Genomic DNA, 18,583 nt, shown 5'->3' with positions numbered 1-18,583 from the left:
TGAGGTGCGGAGCTATCGCAGGTCCGCGCGAAATCGCAGATTAGCCGAGGCTAAGTCTCGAGAGCAAGTAGCTCGATCCGCAGCCGACGAGCGGTACCAAATCCGCGCCRAGCGTGCAGCCGAACGACGAGTTGCGAACATCACACCTGGCCAGGACGCTGGGCCCCGCTCGGAGATGCACGGACGTTGGTCAGATGCGGACGCTATTGCGGGTGCGGGTAACTATTCCGTGGGCGTTTGTGGGCTGACCTCAGTCGGTGAGGTCGATGCGGACGGTCAGGAGGTCGGTGCCGACGGCCCGGACGGCGACGCTGTTCATCCGGGGAAGCTGCGCCAACCGGGCGCGGGCGTCGTCGTCGGGAAGCAGCGTCGCGGTACCCGCGTGCCACCTGCCGTGAATCCGCAGCCGAACGGCATTGTTCGCGCGGATGTTGCGGATGTAGTTCGACCGTTCACCGAACTCGGACACCAGCCAGAACTCGGTGCCCGTGCGCCGGCCGCCGATGGGCGTGACGCGGGGCTGCCCGCTGACGCGGCCGGTGGTCTCGAGGAGCGTCTGGCTCGACAGTCGCGTGGAGAGCGGGTTGGCGACGTGCCGCTGGAATTGCATGACGATCCGTCGTTTGATCGCGTCGAGGTCGGCCATGACGAGAGCCTTCCACGTGCGGAAGGCCCTCGTCGACTATTTCGCTACTTCGCGGCGACCGGTTCGTCGTCCTCGAACGGGTCGCCGGTCCGTTCGGCGTTGTAGCGGGCTTCGTCGAGGATGCCTTCCCGCTTCGCGACGATCGTCGGGACGAGAGCCTGCCCGGTGACATTGACCGCGGTGCGGCCCATGTCGACGATCGGTTCGACGGCGAGCAGCAGGCCCACACCGGCGAGGGGCAGTCCCAGCGTCGACAACGTGAGCGTCAGCATGACGGTGGCGCCGGTGGTGCCCGCGGTGGCCGCGGATCCGATCACGGAGACCACGATGATCAGCAGGTAGTCGGTGAACGACAAAGGCACACCGTAGAACTCGGCGACGAAGATCGCGGCGATCGCGGGATAGATGGCAGCGCAGCCGTCCATCTTGGTGGTCGACCCGAGCGGCACCGCGAACGACGCGTACTCGCGGGGGACACCGAGATTGCGTTCGGTGACCCGCTCGGTGAGGGGCAGGGTGCCGATCGACGAACGGGAGACGAAGCCGAGCTGCGTGGCAGGCCAGACGCCGGAGTAGAAGGCGCGCACCGACAGTCCGTGCGCGCGGATCAGGACGGGGTAGACGACGAGGAACACGATGGCCAGGCCGATGTAGACGGCGGCGGTGAACCAGCCGAGCGAGCCGATGGCGTCCCAGCCGTAGGTGGCGACGGCGTTCGCGATGAGCGCGGCGGTCCCGATCGGTGCGAGGCGGATGATCCACCACAGCACCTTCTGCACGATCGCGAGCAGTGACGCGTTGAACTGCAGGAACGGTTCGGCCTTGGCCCCGACCTTCAGTGCGGCGATGCCGATCGCGGCCGCGACGACGAGCAACTGCAGCACGTTGAAACTCAGCGACGTGCTGGCGGCGCCCTCGGTGAGGGTGGTCTTCGCGTTCAGGCCGAGGAAGTTGCTGGGCACGAGGCCCGTGACGAACGCCCACCACGAGCCGGTGGTGGCCGGTTCCTTGCCGGCGCCGGTGACGGTCGTGTGGGATCCGGGCTGGGTGACGAGTCCGATGACGATCCCGATGACGACGGCGATGAACGCGGTGATCGCGAACCACAGCAGTGTCTGGACCGCGAGGCGCGCGGCGTTCGCCACCTCGCGCAGGTTGGCGATCGAACTGACGATGGCCGTGAACACCAGCGGGATCACCGCGACGGTAAGGAGTTTCACGTAACTGGAGCCGATGGTGTGGACGGTTCCGACGAGCCAGTTCTCGTTGCCGTCGGCGGCGACGGGCATGGCGCGGGCGACGAGTCCGAGGATGACGCCGACGACGAGCCCGGTGACGATCTGGGGGCCGAAGGATGTGGCCCACTGGGGTAGACGGCGTCGAGAGGTGGTCTCGGCGCGCGTGGACAGCGCGGGACTGGGCATGGGTGTGCCTTTCGCATGGGGCCGTGGAACGTCGCCCGGTGGGGCGGATACGGCGAGAGAGAGTCCTGAGTGGAGAGGTGCGTCAGCGCGAGCGCGGACAGATTGCGCTCGCCTGCAGGCGGAGGTCGACGTAGCGCCGAGAGGTCAGGAACAACACTGCGGGAACAATACTCCCGGTGGCGGCGCGCGTTTACTCCGGTTCGGCCTCGCCCGGATACCAGCGGGCGTAGACGTCGGGGTGCGCGCGGGTGCGGCTCTTCCACGCGTTCTCGCCGTACGTGCGATAGAGCGGATTCGCCGGATCGAGTTCGATGCCGCGGGCACGTTCGGCCAGGTGCGGCGGCAGCCCGATGGTCGGGACGGTGGCGTCGAGGGCAGGATTGAGGAAGTACGGCACGGACAGTCGCTCGGGCGCACCGGCCGGGGTGAGCACGCGGTGCCGGGTGGCCTTCAGGTACCCGCCGGTCGCGACCTCGAGCAGTTCGCCGATGTTCACCACGAACGAGCCGGCGCGGGCAGGCGCGTCGATCCAGTCGCCGGTCTCGGTTTCCACCTGGAGTCCCGACGACCCGGGTTCGAGGAGCAGCATCGTCAGCACGCCGGAATCCTTGTGGGCGCCGACGCCCTGCTCTCCGGTGTGGTCGGCGCTCGGCCGTTCCGGATAGCGGACGACCTTGATCAGCGTGGCGGGGGCGTGCGCGAATGCGTCGTCGAAGATCGCCGGATCGGCGTCGAGTGACGCGGCCCAGTGCCGCAGCAGTCGCATCCCGACGTCGGCGAGTGCGGCGTCGAGGGCCTCGATCGTCTTCTCGAGGTCGGGGAGATCCGCGGGCCATTGATTGGGACCCTGCAGTCGCAGGTAGCCGGCGGCACCGGGGATCGGCTGCCGCTCGGGGCCGATGTCGATCTGTTCCCGCCAGTCGGTCTCGCCGTTGGTCAGTTCGCCGCCCACCCGGTTGTAGCCACGGAAATGGGGGCTGTTCAGCATGGCGATCGACTGCTTGGAGGCCTCGGGCAGGGCGAAGAACTCCCTCGCGACGGTGAACACGCGGTCGAGCAGTTCGCGGTCGACGCCGTGCCCGTCGAGGTAGAAGAACCCCACGTGGTGGGTGATCTCCCGCAGCCGTTCCCGCCCGGCCGGAGTGTCCAGTTCGGCGAGGTCGATGACGGGGAGCATCCCTCCACGGTATGCCCGCTTCGTCGTGGTGTCAGGTCTCCCGGCGGCGCTCGAGCAGCACGCTGTCGTGCCAGACGCCGTCGATCTGTGCGAGCCGACGCCGTACCCCGACCGTCCGGTAGCCGACCGCGTGGTGCAGCGCGATGGACCCGGTGTTCACGGCCAGCACCGAGGCCTGGAGCGTCCAGATGCCCGAGAAGTCCGCCTCGTCGATGAGCCGCCGCATCAGCGCGGTCCCGACGCCCGCGCCGCGGAACTCCCTGTCCGTGTACACGGAGTTCTCGGCCACCCCGCGAAAGCAGCGCCGCGAGGACACGGGGGACAGGGCCGCCCATCCGGCGACCGTCCCGTCCACCTCCGCCACCCAGCGGTGCCCGCCCAGCCAGCGCGCGTCCAGTTCCGACCGTGTCGGGGTCTCGGTGTCGAAAGTGGCCGGCCCGCCGGCGATGCCCTCCGAATAGATCCGGAGCACCGACCCCCAGTCGCCCGCATCGAGCCGGCGGACGGTGATCGGCGGAATCGTGGAGGTGTGGTCATGAAATGCTGTGACACAACGTAATCGAGGATCGGGTTCCGAAGGGACGAGGGCAAACATGGCGCCAGCTTAGCGGCTCGACGTGCCCATGTGGGGTGCCACGTTTCGGGGCGAATGTACCTTCGGGCGCCTCGGCAGCGCCGACGGGTACATTCGCCCGGCGAGGTCGGGAGCTCAACCCGGTGTCGTGACGCTCACTGCCGCAGCCGGATCCACGTCGTCTTCAGCCCGGTGTACTTGTCCATCGCGTGCAGGGAGAGGTCGCGGCCGAACCCGGACTGTTTGAACCCGCCGAACGGGGTCTGCGCGCTGATGGCGTCGACGGTGTTGACGGAGACGGTCCCCGCCCGCAGTGCCGCGGAGACGCGGTGTGCCCGGTTCAGGTTCTCGGTCCACACCGAGGCGGCCAGGCCGTAGACGCTGTCGTTACCCATCCGGACGGCGTCGGCCTCGTCGGTGAACGTCTGGACGGTGAGGACGGGGCCGAACACCTCCCGGGTCACCACCTCGGCGGTGGGTGCGACGTCCGCGAAGATCGTCGGCTCGACGAAGGATCCGCGGCCGTCGACGGTGGTCCTGTTGCCGCCCAGCAATACCCGGCCCTCGGACCGGGCCCGGTCGATGAACCCCGCGACGGTGCGAGCGTGGTTCTCGTCGACGATCGCACCCAGCGTGGAGGCGGGATCGAGCGGATTGCCGGGGCGGATCGACGACGCCCGGCGGACGAGGGCCGCGGTCACCTGTTCGGCCACCGACTCCTCGACCAGCAACCGGGAGTTGGCCGAGCACACCGCGCCCTGGTTGTAGAACGCGCCGAAGACCGCCTTTTCCGCCGCGTCGTCGAGGTCGGCGTCCGCGAACACCAGGTTGGGGCTCTTGCCTCCGCATTCGAGCCAGACCTGCTTCAGATTCGAGTCCGCCGCATACCGGAGGAACCGCTTCCCGGTCGCGGTCGAGCCGGTGAAGGCGAGGACGTCGACGTCGGGATGCAGGCCCAGCGCCGCCCCGGCGGTGGCGCCGAACCCGGGGACGACACTCAGGACGCCGTCGGGCAGGCCCGCCTCAGCGGCGAGCTCGGCCAGCCGCAGCACCGACAGCGGAGCCTGCTCGGCGGGTTTGAGGACGACGCTGTTGCCCGCTGCGAGGGCCGGCGCCAGCTTCCACACCGCGAGGTCGAGTGGGAAGTTCCATGGGACCACCGCCCCGACGACCCCGAGGGGTTCGCGGGAGACGAGCGCGAGACTCCCGGGATCGGTGGGCGCGATCTCCCCGCCGATCTTGTCGAGGGCCTCGGCGTAGAACCTGAAAAGCTCGGCTGCCGAGGGGACGTCGACGGTCAGCGCCTCCACCACGAGCTTGCCCATGTCGAGGGAGTCGAGCAGGGCGAGCTCGTGCCGGTGTTCGAGGATCAGCTCGGCGAGCCGGAGCAGGACCCGCTTGCGGTGGGACGCCGGGCTCCGCGACCAGACGCCCGAGTCGAACGCCTCGCGCGCAGACCGCACCGCGGCGTCGACGTCCGGGGCGTCCGCGGCCGCGACCCGTGCCAGCAGCTCACCGGTGCCGGGTTGATCGAGTCGTACGTCTCGTCGGACTTGGCGGGACGGAACGCGCCGTCGATGAAGAGCTCCCGGTGCGGCGTGATCGTCGCGGCGAGCCGGGTCCAGTCGTCGAGTGTGGTCGGGTCAGGCATCGTCATCCCTCGGGCTCGAAAGTGGTGGTGTGCGATCAGGGAACATAGATGGCGAACTGTTTGAGCAGGGGCTCGTCGACGCGGTACTCGCCGCGCCACCCCTTGGTCAGGGTGAACGCGTCGCCGGGTCCGAAGGTGTGCGAGACGCCGTCGTCCGCTGTCAGCGTCACCGAACCCTCCAGCACCCGGGTGTATTCGTCGCCCGGGTAGGACTCGATGTACTCGCGATACGGCTCGGCGCGCCACGAGCCGACGGTGAACTTCTCGTCGCCGCTGCTCAGGTGAACCATTTCGTGTTCCTTCGGATCGCCTGCCCGGAGCGTGTCCGCGGTGACGTAGGCGCTGGGTGTCATCGCCGCGATGTTCCGGGCGTCGGTCGGGATCGGGTGCACTGCGGTCATGGTGTTCCTCAGTTCTGTGCGTTGGCGAGCGGGGGGACGGAGAATTTCTCGACGGGTTCGATGGACAGTCCGGTGACTTCGCGTCGGAAGGCGACCGGACCCGGGGCGGGTGGTTCGTCGAGTTCCTCGGCGTACCGGTGCCCGGACCAGACCGCCGCCGCGATGGTGGACGGCGCCCAGGCGTCGCCGATGCCGCGGACACTGCGCAGGTCGGCGCCGGCCCATTCGGATTCGCGGGAGTGCAGTTCGTGGAACAACCCGTCGTGTGGGAGTCGGGCGGTGACGAGGACAACGCTGTCCGCGTCGACGAACTGCTCGTCGCCGGTGAACGCGCACACGGTGCGGACGCCCTGGGGGGTGACCGCGGTGACGGCGCGGTTCACCTGAACGTGCACACCGGCCTTGATGATTCGCTTGCGGATTCGGACCACTTCCATGGTGTTCGTCGTCCACTGCGACACGTGCGCGGCCGGCGTGATCAGGGTGACGTCGAATCCCTCCTTGGCGAGGAGTTCGGCGACGACCGCACCGAGGTAGTAGTGGTCGTCGTCGAAGAGCACTACCTTGTTGCCCCGGGGGCGGAGCCCCGCCATTACGTCGTCGGGGGTCAGGACGTCGGCGTGCTCGTCGACGGGGACGGCGTGGGTGTGCCACCGGCCGACGCCGTCTCGGCGCCAGTGCGAGCCCGTCGCGACGACCACGTGGTGGAAGTCGTTCTCGATGACGTCGTCGGCGGTCATCTCGCTCTCCATGAACACGTCGACGTCGGGGAGCTTGCGGAGTTGCTGTTCGCGGTAGTCGACCACGCGGATCCACGCGGACAGTCCGGGAAGCCTGGACTCGCGGGTCACACGGCCGCCGAGTTGCCTGCTCGCCTCGGCGAGGCTGACGTGGTAGCCGCGTTGCCCGAGCGCGCGGGCCGCCTCGAGTCCGGCGGGGCCGGCGCCGACGACGAGGACGTTCGAATCGGTCGAGCGGACCTTGATCCGCTCCGGGTGCCAGCCGCGCCGGAACTCCTCGCCCATCGTCGGGTTCTGGGTGCAGCGGATCGGCGACATGGTGAAGTCGCCGGACACGCAGATGTTGCAGCCGATGCACTCCCGGATGTCCTCGAGGTTCCCCTCCTCGATCTTGCGGGGAAGGTACGGGTCGGCGATCGAGGGGCGGGCCGCCCCGATGAAGTCGAGGATTCCGCTCTTGACCTGATGCAGCATCGTGTCGGGCGAGGTGAAGCGGCCGACGCCGACGACGGGTTTCGTGGTGAGCTGCTTCAGACCGCGTACGTATGGTTCCTGCTCCGCCTCGGGACCGAACCGCGACGTGACGGAGTCGTCCTCCCAGCTGCCCAGCACGAAGTCCCACAGATCGGGGGTCTCGCCGAGCAGGCCGATCACGTCCTCGATCTCGCTGCGGGTGATCCCCTCGTCGCCGAGGAGTTCGTCGACCGAGATGCGGCACGCCACGGCGGCCTTCCCGTCGGCGACCTCGCGTGAATCCTCGAGGATCTCGCGGAGCAGGCGAACCCGGTTGGTCAGGCTGCCGCCGTACTCGTCCGTCCGGTTGTTGTAGCGGCGGGACAGGAAGTGGTGCAGGCCGCCGATCGCGTGCCCGGCGTACACGTAGACGATGTCGTATTCGGCCTTCAGCGACCGGCGCACCGCCTCCTTGTGCCAGTGCCGGAGGTCGGCGATGTCCGACTTGGTCATCGCCCTGGCCTGGACGGGGTCGTAGTTCCAGGAGACGACGGGCAGATTCTGCGGGCCGAGCGGGGTCTCGCGGCTGATCAGGTTGGGGCTGTTCAGGCCGTTGTGGGCGAGTTCGATGCCGGCGAGGGAGCCGCCCTCGTGAATCTTCTCGGAGATCCGGGTCAGGGCGGGCAGGTCCTGGTCGTCCCACAGGCGCAGTTCGATGAACGGGCCGATGTCCGAGGTGGGGTGGATCTCGACCTGCTCGGTGCAGACGACGGCCCAGCCGCCCTCGGCCTTGACGCGCCGCATGTAGGCCTCCCCGGAGGGATCCCGGTAGCCCATGCCGTTGCAGTGCGGGACTTGGAAGAATCTGTTGTGGGCGGTGACCGGTCCGATCTTGACCGGTTCGAAAAGGATGTCGTATCGCGGATCACGCACGGTGGGTTCCTCACGCTGTTCGGTTCGTGCAGTGCCAGAATCGTCGGTCCGCGCGACCACAACAGTCAACAGGATCTTTCCGTGCCACTACATCAGTTATTCAGATGCCAACCCACCGGCATCCGCATCTGGAGAACTGATGCAGTACCCCGGATCTTTGTGCTGTACAGATTTGCCGGGTCCGGACGAGAGTAGTGACCGGCATCACTGCAACGTGAGAGGCACGATCGATGAGCGACAACACCCCCACCGCCCTGGCGGACGAACAGACACAACATCTCCAGAAGTCACTCGGCCGTTTCGACATCGTCTTCCTCATCGTCGCGGCGGTGGTGTCGGTCGAGGTTCTCGGTCAGGTCTCCACCTTCGGCGCGGAGACGTTCACGTGGGCACTGGTTCTCGCGGTGTTCTTCCTGCTGCCGTACGGCCTCATCTTCGCCGAGATCGGCAGCACGTTCACCGGCGAGGGCGGGGTCTACGTGTGGGTCCGGAGAGCGTTCGGCCGGCCCCTCGCCGCCCTCGCATCGCTGCTGACGTGGGTGACTCAGCCCGTGTGGGTCGGCGGGTCCATGGCGTTCATCGCCGCGGAGACCTGGAACCACTACGTCACCGCGTTCGAGGAAGGATCGGTGACGGACTACCTGTTCAAGCTCGTCTTCATCTGGCTGACGGTGCTCGCCGCCGTCGTGAGTCTGGCTCGCGGCAAGTGGATTCCGACGGTCGGTGCGTTCCTCAAGATCGTCTTCCTGCTGTTCTTCCTCGTCACCACCGGCATCTACGCCGCGAAGAATGGCTTCGCCGGCATCTCCGCGGGCGACTTCAGCCCCACTCTGACCGGGCTCCTCGGTGTGACGCCGCTGCTGCTGTTCTCCTACCTCGGTTTCGAATCCGGCAACAGCGCGGCCGGGGAGATGAAGAACCCCGCCCGCGACGTCCCGATCTCGATCGCCCGCGCCTGCGCCATCGCCGCCGCGTCCTACCTGCTGCCGATCTTCGCCATCCTGCTCGTCGTACCCGCGGACGACATCACCGGCGTCGGCGGACTCCTCGAGGCGGTCGCGACCGTGTACAGCGTCTACGGTCCCGCCGCACCCGCCATGCTGACCGTGACCGGGGTGATCTTCGCGGTGATCCTGATGACCCAGGGTGCGGCGTGGATGATCATCAGCGACCGCATGCAGGCGATGGCCGCGGCCGACGGTGCGTTCTTCGGCGGGTTCTTCGGCCGCTTCCATCCGCGTCTCGGAACGCCGGTGCGCGTCAACTTCCTGTCCGGAGTCGTCGCCACCGTCTTCATGGTCGCGGCCATGCAGATCACCGGATCCGGCGGCTCCATCTTCGCGGTCGTGCTCACCATCTCGATCTCGACGTTCCTGCTCAGCTACCTGATCGTCATCCCGTCGGCGGTCCGCCTGCGCACGCGTTTCCCGGACGTCGTGCGGCCTTTCCGGGTTCCCACCGGAAACGCGGGCTTCCGCGTCCTCGGCATCCTGTGCTTCGCGTGGGTGCTGCTCGGCTCCTGGGTGGCGGTCTTCCCGGGCACCCTGGAATCGGTGTTCGGCCTGGACTACGACTTCGAGGAGATCTGGGGAGTGAGCCAGGGGACGTTCGAACTGTTCACCCTCGGGACGCTGGCCGTGCTCGCGCTACTCGGCGCCGTCGGATACGTGCGCGGCACATCCGTGCGGTCCGCGAGTGGCCCGCGCCCCACCCGGGAAGACGGCCCCGGATCGCAGCCGGATCCCGACCTCGTGAACGCCGACATCCGCTGACGGTGTCGCGTCCGCCGCGTGTGTCGTGGGTGGCTCCCCGGTCGGAGACCTGCAATCCTGGTGGCCTCAGATCCCGAGGAGAGCGCATGCAACGACGACCCGACGTGACGTTCACCCAACTGAGGTATTTCGTCGAGGCCGCGAACTTCTCCAGCATGACGAAGGCCGCCGACGAACTGATGGTCGCGCAGTCGGCGGTCTCCTCGGCGATCTCCCAACTCGAGCACCAGATCGGCACCCAGCTCTTCATCCGGCAACGGTCCCGCGGACTGGTCCTCACCGCGGCGGGGGAGGAGATGCTCCGCGACACCCGCAGCGTCCTCGCCCACCTCGGTGAGGTTCTCGACGCGGCCCGCGGTCACGAGGACAACGTGCGGGGAACGGTGCGCCTGGCCTGCTTCGTCACCCTCACCCCGTTCATCCTCCCGACACTGATCTCGGACCTGCGCGATCAGCACCCCGACCTGGAGGTCGAGGTCGTCGAGACGCAGGCGGAGGCGGTGCGGGCGGCGCTGCGCAACGGCACCGCGGAACTGGCCCTGACCTACGACCTCGGGCTGGGCGACGACATGGAGACGGAGACGCTCGGGGTCGCCAGGCCGCACGTCATCCTTCCGCCGGACCACCGGCTGGCCGGACACGACGCGATCACCCTCGCCGACCTCGAGGGCGAACCCATGGTGTTGCTGGACCTGCCGAGCAGCCGTGACTACTTCCTGGCGATGCTGTCGGCGGCGGGGGTCACGCCGGTGGTCCGGTACCGCTCGGCGAGCTACGAAACGGTGCGCGGACTCGTCGCCCGCGGCCACGGCTTCTCGATCCTCAACCAGCGGCCCGCCGAGGGCCGGACCTACGACGGCGGCCGGGTCGCGACGCTGCCCATCGCCGACGACGTTCCCGGCCTCCCCCTGGTACTCGCCCGGCTGAAGGGTGTGCGGAGCACGGCGCGGGCCCGGGCCGTCGCCGAACGGGCGCGGGCCGTGTTCGCGAAACAGGCGGGTTCGGCCCGCTAGAACGGCCACCCCATCTGGGCGTCGCGGTCGGCGCCGAAGGCGTGATCGACACGGTCGAGGACGCCGGGGTCCGCGGCCTGCAGCCGGTTCGCGGCCGCGAACGTGCGTGCCCGGTGGGCGCCGAGATACAGGCTGCCCAGGACGTCCAGGTCGAGCACCACCTGCGGGGTGGAGTCGGTCGGGGTGCACATCGCGGTGCCGTCCCGCACGGTCAGCGCGAACCGCCCGCCGGCGTCCAAAAATCCGTCGTCGACCTGGATCACGACGTCGAAGTCTGTTCGGTACCTGCGGGCCTCGAGCGCGGCGGGCACGTCCATGATCCGGACCCACAGCTCGTCGTGGCGCGAGGTGGTGCGCACCAGCCGGCCGTCGGTCAGCAGATACGGCAGTGGGTCCTCGGGGGTGAGGTGCGCTTCGATGCGCCGCACGAGGTCCAGGCCGAGCAGTGCCCGCCACACCGCGGCGTGCGCGTCCCGCGTGACCGTGCGGATCTCCTCCACCCGGGCGACGGTTCCGTTGTCGCCGGACACGCGACGGTAGAGCACGTAACCGCCGTCGTGCACGAGCCCGAACAGGCTTGTGCCGCCGCCGCGCTCGCTCTCACGGTCGGCGAAGATCCGATTCCACACGATCTCGGGCCGCACCTGCGCCCCCGGGGTCACCCGTTGCCAGCGGTCGTAGACGTCGGTGAACGCGGCCCGGGCCTCCGCCGGATGGACCATCCGCACACCACCCGGATCCGGTGCCTTCGGATGCGGCACGGCGAATCGGCGGTCGATGCTCGACGTGGTCTCGATGGTTGCGGGCCCGTACCCGAAGCGTCCGTAGATCCCGCCCTCACTGGCCGTGAGGAGCGACAGCGGGACCCCCGACGTCCGGATGCGGTCGTGATGTTCGGCGTAGAGCGCGCGAAGGAGACCGCGGCGTCGATGGGTGGGCGCGACCGTCACCGCGGTGACGCCCGCCGCGGGAACGCCCTCGCCACCGGGAACGGTGACGGTCATGGGGATGTCCATGGTGGCGCCGACCACCGCGTCCTCGTCGACCGCGATGATCGGCGGCGCGCCGCTGACGAGTTGCCTCCAGTGGGCGGTGAACTCCTCGTTCTGCGGTGTCACGAAGCAGATCTCGTTGAGCAGGGTGATCTTCGGCCAGTCCTGTTCGGTCGCCGTTCTGATCGTGATGCCGGCGGTGGTCGTCGTCATGTCCCGACACTGGCACACCCCACGTGGACGCGCAGCCGAATTTCGGCCTCCGACCTTGACCCGGTACGTGTCTTCGGAGAGTCTGAGACCCTGCCGACCGGTGAGGGGGTGACGTCACGGTGTCGAGTGACCACACCTCGTCCGCACCTCGCCGAACGCTCCGGCTGCGCCGGGAGTCCTGGGGATTCGTCATCGGCTCCTTCCTGTTCGGGATGGCGGCCACGCGGGTGTACGGGCAGGCGGTCGGCCCCGAGATCGACAACATCACCTACTTCGTCGGATCGCTGTTCTTCACGACCGCCGGATTCATCCAGTTGCGGCTCAGCGGCAGGCCGGTGCCCGGGGAGGAATCCGCGACGGTCGAACGCTACGACTGGTGGGCGGCGCTGATCCAGTTCGTCGGCACCCTGCTGTTCAACGTGAGTACCGGGGTCGTGCTGATCCAGAGCCTCACCGTCGAACAGGACCGGGTGTGGGGGTGGAGTCCCGACCTCTTCGGGTCGACGGCGTTCCTCGTCGCCAGCGGTCTGGCGGTGGTGGCCACCACCGAAACCGACAAGCTGTGGGATCCGCATGCCCGCAACTGGCGCAGCACCTGGCTGAACATGATCGGGTCGGTGGCGTTCGGTGTGTCCGCGGTCGGCGCGTACATCGTGCCCGGCACCGACGCGCTGAAGAACGCGGCGGTCGCCGATCTGGGCACGTTCGTGGGCGCCGTCTGCTTCCTCGTGGCCGCACTGCTGATGCGCCCGCCTCACCCCAGGTATTCGCCGAACCAGGCGAGGACACGTTCGTAGGCCTCGGCTGCCGCGGTCGCGTTGTAGCGGGGCCCGGTGTCGTTGAAGAACGCGTGATCGGCACCCGGAACCGTGACGATCTCGTGCGGTAGCCCCGCCTTCGCGAGTGCGGCGGCCGCGGCGTCGCGGGACGCGTTCACCCGGGCGTCCAGTTCCGCGTAGATGGCGAGGACCGCGGCCTTCGACCCGGAGAAGTCGGCGCCGTCGGGCAGGGGACCGTAGAAGGGGACCGCCGCCGCCAGCCGCGGCTCACCGGACGCGAGGAGTTGCCACACCATCCCGCCGCCGAAGCAGAACCCCACCGCCGCCATCTTCTCGTCCGGCACCCGCCGCCCGAGTTCGTCGATTCCGGCCTTCATGTCGGCGACGAAGCGTGCCGGCGGCACGGTGGCCAGCGCGGCGGTGGCCTGCGCCTGATCGGTGAACGTCGCGGTCCCGCCCTCTTCCGAGAGCAGGTCGAGGGCGAGCGCGGAGTAGCCGGCGCCCGCGAATCGTCCCGCCACCGAACGGATGTGGTCGGTCAGGCCCTTGTTCTCGTGTATGACGAGGACCGCTCCGCGAGGTGTGGCGGCGTCGGCCCACGCACCCTGCAGGACGCGGCCGTCCGGGCCGGGGAACGTCACCGCTTCGGTCTCGACGGCGTCGGCCGATCCCGGTGGCGGGGGCGTCGCTCCGCCGGGTGTCACCGGCGCCGAGGTCGGCGACTCGTCGCTGTCGGTGGAACAGGCGGCGAGCAACGAGGACGCCGCCGCCACGCCGAGGCCGATGAGTCCGAGTCTGCGCAACGCTTCGCGGCGGGACAGCAGCCCGTCGGCATGATCGATCGCGATCTCTTCGGCGATATAGCGTTGCAGTGGCGTCATGATCGTCCCCGTCCGCATCGGCTGATGTAGGGAATTATCCCTGGTCGAACCCGTGATCGACATCGGTTCCCAGTTCATCACTTTTCCTTATGCAGTACGCCACTTATCTGTGTTGTACAGATTTCACCGGGGACCTCAAGATTGGTGCAACGGCACGAACTCCTCGCTCACCGCACACAGAAAGGAGCCCGTCATGCCGATCGCTGACCGTCACCCAGCCGTCGAAACGACGGCCCGAACATCGGTGGCCTCACCGATGCCGGACAACTCGACCGCGAACTTCGTCATGGCCATGAGCGCTGTCGCGACCGGAGTCACCGTCGTCGCGACCGACGGTCCCGGCGGTCGCGCCGCCCAGACCGTGAGTGCGATGTGCTCCGTCTCGGCCGACCCGGCGCTGGTGCTGGTCTGCCTGCACGGACGAAGCCCGGTCAACGACGCGATTTCCGGGAACGGTGTCTTCTGCGTCAATGTGCTTGCCACCCAGCATGATCACGTCGCCGACACCTTCGCCGGCCGGCCCTGGCCGGGCAAGCAGCGGTGGGACTTCACCTGCGGGCACTGGACCGTGGCCGAATCCGGCTCACCCCGCGTCCACGACGCGATCGCGTCGTTCGACTGCACCGTCCACGACGTCATCGAGGCCGGTACCCACCGCGTCTACATCGGACGCGTCGCCGCGGTGGAGGCACACCCCGGCGAACCGCTCGTGTACGCCTCCCACACCTACAGCAAGCCTGCAGCATTCGAACCTTCCACCTTCCCCGACTACCCGGACGCACACCCCGCGCCGAGGACCAGGAGCACGAAATGATCCGCACCGGAGACGAATACAGGGAGTCCATCAGGGACGGCCGCGAGGTCTGGGTCGACGGGGAACGCGTCAAGGACGTGGCCGACCACCCCATGTTCAAGCCGATCGTCGACGTGCGGGCACGCATCTACGACCTCGCGCACGACGAGGCCACGCAGGACGCGATGACCTACGTCGACCCCGAATCCGGCGAACGCAACGCCATCGCCAACAAGCTCCCCCGCACGCAGCAGGACTGGCTCGACAAGCGCGCCGCCGTCGACCTGGTCCTCGAGGACACCCGGGGCGTGGTCACCCGCGTCGGTGACGAGACCATCGGCGAGATGTGGTCGCTGTTCGACGGTCAGGACGTCCTCAACGAGGTCGACCCGCGCTTCTCGGAGAACATCCGACGCCACCTGGACCGGTCGGTCCGGGAGGACCCGTTCCACGTGTCGGCCAACACGGACCCCAAGGGCGACCGGTCCAAGGCGCCGCAGGATCAGGACCCCGACATGCTCCTGCACGTCGTGAAGGAGACCGACAACGGCATCGTCGTGCGCGGCGCGAAGTACGAGACCGCCGCCGCCTACTCCAACCAGGCGTTCACCAAACCCACCATCGCCAACTGGGGAAACAGCGAACTGTCCGACTACGCCGTCGGATTCGTGCTCGACATGGGCGCGCCGGGGCTGAAGTACATTTCCCGCAACGGGTTCGCCGGCCGCGCGCCGTCCGCCGACTACCCGCTCGCCAACCGGGTCGACGAGGTGGAGTCCCTCGTCGTGTTCGACAACGTCGAGATCCCCTGGGAAGACGTCCTGTTCTACCGGCACACCCGGGCGGCCACGTTCATCCGCTCCACCCTGCACCGCTACAGCGCGTTCCCGTTCGTGCAACGCACGCTGCACCTCGCCGATCTGATGATCGGATCCGCATTGTGGAACGTCAAGCAGAGCGGGCTCGAGAAGCAGCAGGCGGTGCAGGAGAAGCTCGCCCAGCTCGCCTGCTACCGGGAGACGATCAACGCCCACCTCACCGCGGCCATCTCACTCGCCGAGCCCAGCCCGGGTGGCCTGCTCATGCCCAACCAGTCCCTGCTCTACACCGGCCGGGTGATGGCGCTCAGCCAGCTGCCCGCGATGATGCACATCGCCCGCGAGCTGTGCGGCGGCCAGATCTGCATCACCCCGGACGCCGCCACGTTCGCCGACCCCGACGTCGCGCCGTGGCTGGAGAAGTTCTACTCCATCAACGACAACTGGGTGGCCGACGACCGTCGCAAGCTTCTCGCGTTCGCCCGCGACCTGCTCAACAGCGACTACGCGGGACATCGCCTGACGTTCCAGCTCTTCGCCCAGTCACCGCCGTTCGCGCAGCTCGCCGCCGTCTACCGCAACTTCGACTTCGACGGGCCGCTCGGGCTGGTCAAGGCCGCAGCGGGGCTGTCGGACAACGTCGACGGAGGTGCGGCATGACCACCCACACCCGCATCCGCCCGTTCAACACCCGCGACACGTACCCGGAACAGAACCTCGACAACGACCTCGCGCAAGCGGTCGTCGCCGGCGGAGTCGTGTATCTCCGCGGGCAGATCGGACAGGACCTCGACACCCGGGAGTCGGTGGGAATCGGCGACGTCGAGGCCCAGGCCGAGAAGGCGATGGCGAACATCGCGATGCTGCTGAAGGAATCGGGCAGCCGGCTGGAGGACGTCGTCAAGGTCACCATCTACCTGGTGGACGTCCGGTACCGGGAGACCGTCTACCGGGTGGTCGGACGCTGGCTGACAGGTGTGCATCCGGTGTCCACCGGCATCGTCGTCGACGCCCTCGCCCGGCCCGAATGGCTCGTCGAGATCGACGCGACGGCTGTGATCAGCTCATGACGTTCTCACTCGTCGCCCGTGATCCCGGGGGCGCGTTCGGGATGGTCGTCTGCTCCTCCAGCCCCGCCGTGGCCGCACGCTGCCTGCACGTGCGGTCCGGGGTCGGTGTCGTCGCCTCCCAGAACGTGACCAATCCGCAGCTGGGACCGCTCGGCCTCGACGCGCTCGCGTCGGGTGCGAATGCGGAGACCGCACTGAAAAGCGCACTCGCGCAGGAGAAGTTCCCGGACTACCGCCAGGTCGTCATCGTCGATGCGGATGGCCGCACCGCGGTGCACTCGGGCGCGCAGACGTTGGGCATCCACAGCAGCGCGCAGGGCAGCGCCGCCGCCGTCGCCGGCAACATGCTCCGCGACGAAGGCGTCATCCGGTCGCTGCTGTTCGGCTACGTGTCGAGCACGGCCCCGACGTTCGAGGGCAGACTGCTCGACGGACTCACCGCGGCCGTCACCGCCGGCGGGGAGGCGGGGCCCGTGCACTCGGCGGGAATCCAGGTGGTCGAGGACGTGCCCTGGCCCGTCACCGATCTGCGCGTCGACTGGCACGACGACCCGGTCGGCGAACTGCGCCGGCTGTGGACGGTGTGGGAACCGCAGAAGCGGGACTACCGGGCGCGTGGTGTCGACCCGACGGCCGCCCCGTCCTACGGCGTGCCGGGGGACCTGTGAGCGCCGACGCCGCGGTTCGTGACGGAGCCAGGAGGGCGGAAGACCGGATCCTGGCTCTGTCGCACGACCTCCACGCCCACCCCGAGGTCGCGTGGGAGGAGGAACGCTCGTGCGTCCGGGTGGCCGGGGTGCTGTCGGACGCCGGTTTCACGGTGGAGCAACAGTACGTCGGACTGCCCACCGCGTTCCGCGCGCACGTCGGTTCCGGACCGCTGCACCTCGCGGTCTGCGCGGAATACGACGCGCTCCCCGGGCTCGGGCACGCGTGCGGGCACAACGTCATCTCCGCCATCTCGGTGGGGACGGCGCTGGCTCTCGCCCCGCTCGTCGACGACCTCGGCATCACCCTGTCGGTGCTCGGCACCCCCGCCGAGGAAGGCGGGGGCGGCAAGATCGACATGCTCGAACGCGGAGCGTTCGAGGGCGTCCACGCCGCCGTCATGGCCCACCCCGGCCCGGTCGACGTCGCCCGGGCCGAACCGTACGCGGTGTCCCACAGCCACATCCGGTACGACGGCAAGGCGGCACACGCCGCCGCGTACCCGGAGCGGGGCGTCAACGCGGCCGACGCGTTCACGGTGGCGCAGGTTGCCATCGGGCTTCTCCGGCAACAGCTTCCGTCGAGCACGCGAGTGCACGGGATGATGACCCGCGGGGGAGAGGCGCCCAACGCCATTCCCCAGCGCACCGAAGGTCGCTGGTACGTGCGCGCGGAAACGCTGGAGGAGTTGGCCCGCATCGAACCCCGCGTGGCCCGCTGCTTCGAGGCCGGCGCCATCGCAACCGGCTGTGAACTCACCATCGCCCCGGAAAGCGAACCGTACTCGGAGTTCCGCACCGACGAAGCGCTGCTCGCGTCGTACGTCCGGCACGCGGAGGGGCTGGGCCGCGTGTTCCGCACCGGCGCGGACTCGCTGATGAACCGGGCCTCCACCGACATGGGCAACGTCTCGCAGGTGCACCCCTACATCGGAATCGACTCCGCGCCCGCGGTCAACCATCAGGCCGAGTTCGCCGCGGCCAGCGCCGCGCCCGCCGCAGACCGGGCGGCCGTCGACGGTGCGCTGGCCCTCGCCCTGACCCTGCTCGACGCCTGCGGCTCCGCCGCCCGTGCGTACTTGTTAACCGCCCGACGTTAAGAAGTACTCACGGGTGGAGCGAAGAATTCGAGCGCGATGTTGTCGGGGTCGCGGAACGAGATGCCGGAGCCGTAGTGCGCCGTCTTGATGCCCCCGTGCTCGATGCCGAGGGCGTCGAGCCGCTCCACCCACCGGGGCAGCGCGTCGGGGGAACACTGGAACGCGATGTGGTCGAGTCCGACCTGCCGTTCGTCGAACCGTGCGGGAGCGCCGCTGTCGGGGTGCGTGTGCAGGCCGAAGAGCATGCCGCCGTCGAGCGCGAACACCGTGTGGTGGAAGGTTCCCGATTCCTCGTCCTCGTCGAGCACGGGGGCTGATCCGAACAGTGCGGTGTACCAGGCGGTGCTGGCCGGTAGGTCGGACACGGTGATTGCGACGTGGGTGAGGCCCGGGAAACTGGACATCTGCGACAACTTCCTTCTCCGGTGAATCGGTCTCTTCTTTCG

Annotated in this window: 17 protein-coding genes and 1 pseudogene; 8 read left to right on the top strand and 10 right to left on the bottom strand. The window is 68.6% G+C overall.

Annotated features, from left to right (window positions below; all coding sequences use genetic code 11):
- Window positions 1–250: 250 nt before the first annotated feature.
- The 7 genes and pseudogenes from AC1D1G_RS15200 to AC1D1G_RS15170 all read right to left on the bottom strand — a co-directional run bounded on the left by AC1D1G_RS15200 (window position 251) and on the right by AC1D1G_RS15170 (window position 7,999).
- Window positions 251–646 (bottom strand): nitroreductase/quinone reductase family protein, encoded by a 396-nt coding sequence (locus AC1D1G_RS15200; protein ID WP_105413468.1) that lies wholly within the window; start codon window positions 644–646, stop codon window positions 251–253.
- A gap of 44 nt (window positions 647–690) precedes the next feature.
- On the bottom strand, window positions 691–2,070 hold the full coding sequence (locus AC1D1G_RS15195) for a dicarboxylate/amino acid:cation symporter (RefSeq protein ID WP_280782081.1): 1,380 nt from the start codon (window positions 2,068–2,070) through the stop codon (window positions 691–693).
- A gap of 190 nt (window positions 2,071–2,260) precedes the next feature.
- Window positions 2,261–3,247, bottom strand: coding sequence for an isopenicillin N synthase family dioxygenase (locus AC1D1G_RS15190; RefSeq protein WP_283331179.1), 987 nt, complete (start codon window positions 3,245–3,247; stop codon window positions 2,261–2,263).
- Between the two features lie 31 nt (window positions 3,248–3,278).
- Window positions 3,279–3,842 (bottom strand): N-acetyltransferase family protein, encoded by a 564-nt coding sequence (locus AC1D1G_RS15185; protein WP_477952696.1) that lies wholly within the window; start codon window positions 3,840–3,842, stop codon window positions 3,279–3,281.
- A 134-nt stretch (window positions 3,843–3,976) separates the two neighbouring features.
- Window positions 3,977–5,472, bottom strand: a pseudogene (locus tag AC1D1G_RS15180) (aldehyde dehydrogenase).
- Between the two features lie 35 nt (window positions 5,473–5,507).
- The gene (locus tag AC1D1G_RS15175; RefSeq protein ID WP_105413473.1) at window positions 5,508–5,873 is read right to left on the bottom strand and encodes a cupin domain-containing protein; all 366 of its coding nucleotides are present in this window, start codon (window positions 5,871–5,873) and stop codon (window positions 5,508–5,510) included.
- A gap of 8 nt (window positions 5,874–5,881) precedes the next feature.
- Window positions 5,882–7,999: an oxidoreductase gene (locus AC1D1G_RS15170; protein ID WP_477952695.1), complete on the bottom strand. Its 2,118-nt coding sequence runs from the start codon at window positions 7,997–7,999 to the stop codon at window positions 5,882–5,884.
- Between the two features lie 230 nt (window positions 8,000–8,229).
- On the opposite strand from AC1D1G_RS15170, the gene AC1D1G_RS15165 reads away from it, so the two are divergent.
- Window positions 8,230–9,771, top strand: a complete 1,542-nt coding sequence (locus AC1D1G_RS15165) for an APC family permease (protein ID WP_061044389.1) — start codon at window positions 8,230–8,232, stop codon at window positions 9,769–9,771.
- A gap of 86 nt (window positions 9,772–9,857) precedes the next feature.
- Window positions 9,858–10,784 carry a LysR family transcriptional regulator gene (locus AC1D1G_RS15160; protein WP_477952694.1) on the top strand — a complete coding sequence of 309 codons (927 nt, stop codon included), beginning with the start codon at window positions 9,858–9,860 and terminating at the stop codon, window positions 10,782–10,784.
- Here AC1D1G_RS15160 and AC1D1G_RS15155 read toward each other — a convergent pair.
- A complete protein-coding gene (locus AC1D1G_RS15155; protein ID WP_477952693.1) occupies window positions 10,781–11,989 on the bottom strand; it encodes an enhanced intracellular survival protein Eis in 1,209 nt (402 codons plus the stop codon). The two genes, AC1D1G_RS15160 and AC1D1G_RS15155, sit on opposite strands and share 4 nt — an antisense overlap.
- 119 nt (window positions 11,990–12,108) lie before the next feature.
- Here AC1D1G_RS15155 and AC1D1G_RS15150 point away from each other — a divergent pair, with 119 nt between their 5' ends.
- A complete protein-coding gene (locus tag AC1D1G_RS15150) occupies window positions 12,109–12,786 on the top strand; it encodes a hypothetical protein (RefSeq protein WP_247253758.1) in 678 nt (225 codons plus the stop codon).
- Here AC1D1G_RS15150 and AC1D1G_RS15145 read toward each other — a convergent pair.
- Entirely contained in the window at window positions 12,744–13,649 is a 906-nt protein-coding gene (locus tag AC1D1G_RS15145; protein WP_477952692.1) for a dienelactone hydrolase family protein, read from the bottom strand. The genes AC1D1G_RS15150 and AC1D1G_RS15145 overlap by 43 nt on opposite strands.
- Before the next feature lie 193 nt (window positions 13,650–13,842).
- Here AC1D1G_RS15145 and AC1D1G_RS15140 point away from each other — a divergent pair, with 193 nt between their 5' ends.
- The 5 genes from AC1D1G_RS15140 to AC1D1G_RS15120 are packed head-to-tail and all read left to right on the top strand — an operon-like array spanning window position 13,843 to window position 18,137.
- Window positions 13,843–14,463 carry a flavin reductase family protein gene (locus AC1D1G_RS15140; RefSeq protein ID WP_418341994.1) on the top strand — a complete coding sequence of 207 codons (621 nt, stop codon included), beginning with the start codon at window positions 13,843–13,845 and terminating at the stop codon, window positions 14,461–14,463.
- Window positions 14,460–15,920 carry a 4-hydroxyphenylacetate 3-hydroxylase family protein gene (locus AC1D1G_RS15135; RefSeq protein ID WP_280782071.1) on the top strand — a complete coding sequence of 487 codons (1,461 nt, stop codon included), beginning with the start codon at window positions 14,460–14,462 and terminating at the stop codon, window positions 15,918–15,920. The genes AC1D1G_RS15140 and AC1D1G_RS15135 overlap by 4 nt, the downstream gene beginning before the upstream one ends.
- Window positions 15,917–16,330, top strand: a complete 414-nt coding sequence (locus tag AC1D1G_RS15130) for a RidA family protein (RefSeq protein ID WP_418341995.1) — start codon at window positions 15,917–15,919, stop codon at window positions 16,328–16,330. Before AC1D1G_RS15135 ends, AC1D1G_RS15130 begins: the two co-directional genes overlap by 4 nt.
- Window positions 16,327–16,998, top strand: a complete 672-nt coding sequence (locus AC1D1G_RS15125; protein ID WP_477952691.1) for a DUF1028 domain-containing protein — start codon at window positions 16,327–16,329, stop codon at window positions 16,996–16,998. Before AC1D1G_RS15130 ends, AC1D1G_RS15125 begins: the two co-directional genes overlap by 4 nt.
- On the top strand, window positions 16,995–18,137 hold the full coding sequence (locus tag AC1D1G_RS15120) for a M20 family metallopeptidase (protein ID WP_477952690.1): 1,143 nt from the start codon (window positions 16,995–16,997) through the stop codon (window positions 18,135–18,137). The genes AC1D1G_RS15125 and AC1D1G_RS15120 overlap by 4 nt, the downstream gene beginning before the upstream one ends.
- On the opposite strand, the gene AC1D1G_RS15115 is transcribed toward AC1D1G_RS15120, so the two are convergent.
- Complete coding sequence (locus AC1D1G_RS15115; protein ID WP_105413483.1) at window positions 18,134–18,541, bottom strand: VOC family protein; 408 nt, start codon at window positions 18,539–18,541, stop codon at window positions 18,134–18,136. The two genes, AC1D1G_RS15120 and AC1D1G_RS15115, sit on opposite strands and share 4 nt — an antisense overlap.
- Window positions 18,542–18,583 lie beyond the last annotated feature (42 nt).

Source organism: Rhodococcus sp. P3_B8 (genome assembly GCF_056402775.1).
This window is presented reverse-complemented; position numbering and strand designations above follow the sequence as displayed.

What these genes read in the sequence shown, in the direction of transcription:
- AC1D1G_RS15200 (WP_105413468.1), bottom strand. Translation starts at nt 646, where the DNA reads ATGGCCGACCTCGACGCGATCAAACGACGGATCGTCATGCAATTCCAG.
- AC1D1G_RS15195 (WP_280782081.1), bottom strand. Translation starts at nt 2,070, where the DNA reads ATGCCCAGTCCCGCGCTGTCCACGCGCGCCGAGACCACCTCTCGACGC.
- AC1D1G_RS15190 (WP_283331179.1), bottom strand. Translation starts at nt 3,247, where the DNA reads ATGCTCCCCGTCATCGACCTCGCCGAACTGGACACTCCGGCCGGGCGG.
- AC1D1G_RS15185 (WP_477952696.1), bottom strand. Translation starts at nt 3,842, where the DNA reads ATGTTTGCCCTCGTCCCTTCGGAACCCGATCCTCGATTACGTTGTGTC.
- AC1D1G_RS15175 (WP_105413473.1), bottom strand. Translation starts at nt 5,873, where the DNA reads ATGACCGCAGTGCACCCGATCCCGACCGACGCCCGGAACATCGCGGCG.
- AC1D1G_RS15165 (WP_061044389.1), top strand. Translation starts at nt 8,230, where the DNA reads ATGAGCGACAACACCCCCACCGCCCTGGCGGACGAACAGACACAACAT.
- AC1D1G_RS15160 (WP_477952694.1), top strand. Translation starts at nt 9,858, where the DNA reads ATGCAACGACGACCCGACGTGACGTTCACCCAACTGAGGTATTTCGTC.
- AC1D1G_RS15155 (WP_477952693.1), bottom strand. Translation starts at nt 11,989, where the DNA reads ATGACGACGACCACCGCCGGCATCACGATCAGAACGGCGACCGAACAG.
- AC1D1G_RS15145 (WP_477952692.1), bottom strand. Translation starts at nt 13,649, where the DNA reads ATGACGCCACTGCAACGCTATATCGCCGAAGAGATCGCGATCGATCAT.
- AC1D1G_RS15140 (WP_418341994.1), top strand. Translation starts at nt 13,843, where the DNA reads ATGCCGATCGCTGACCGTCACCCAGCCGTCGAAACGACGGCCCGAACA.
- AC1D1G_RS15135 (WP_280782071.1), top strand. Translation starts at nt 14,460, where the DNA reads ATGATCCGCACCGGAGACGAATACAGGGAGTCCATCAGGGACGGCCGC.
- AC1D1G_RS15130 (WP_418341995.1), top strand. Translation starts at nt 15,917, where the DNA reads ATGACCACCCACACCCGCATCCGCCCGTTCAACACCCGCGACACGTAC.
- AC1D1G_RS15125 (WP_477952691.1), top strand. Translation starts at nt 16,327, where the DNA reads ATGACGTTCTCACTCGTCGCCCGTGATCCCGGGGGCGCGTTCGGGATG.
- AC1D1G_RS15115 (WP_105413483.1), bottom strand. Translation starts at nt 18,541, where the DNA reads ATGTCCAGTTTCCCGGGCCTCACCCACGTCGCAATCACCGTGTCCGAC.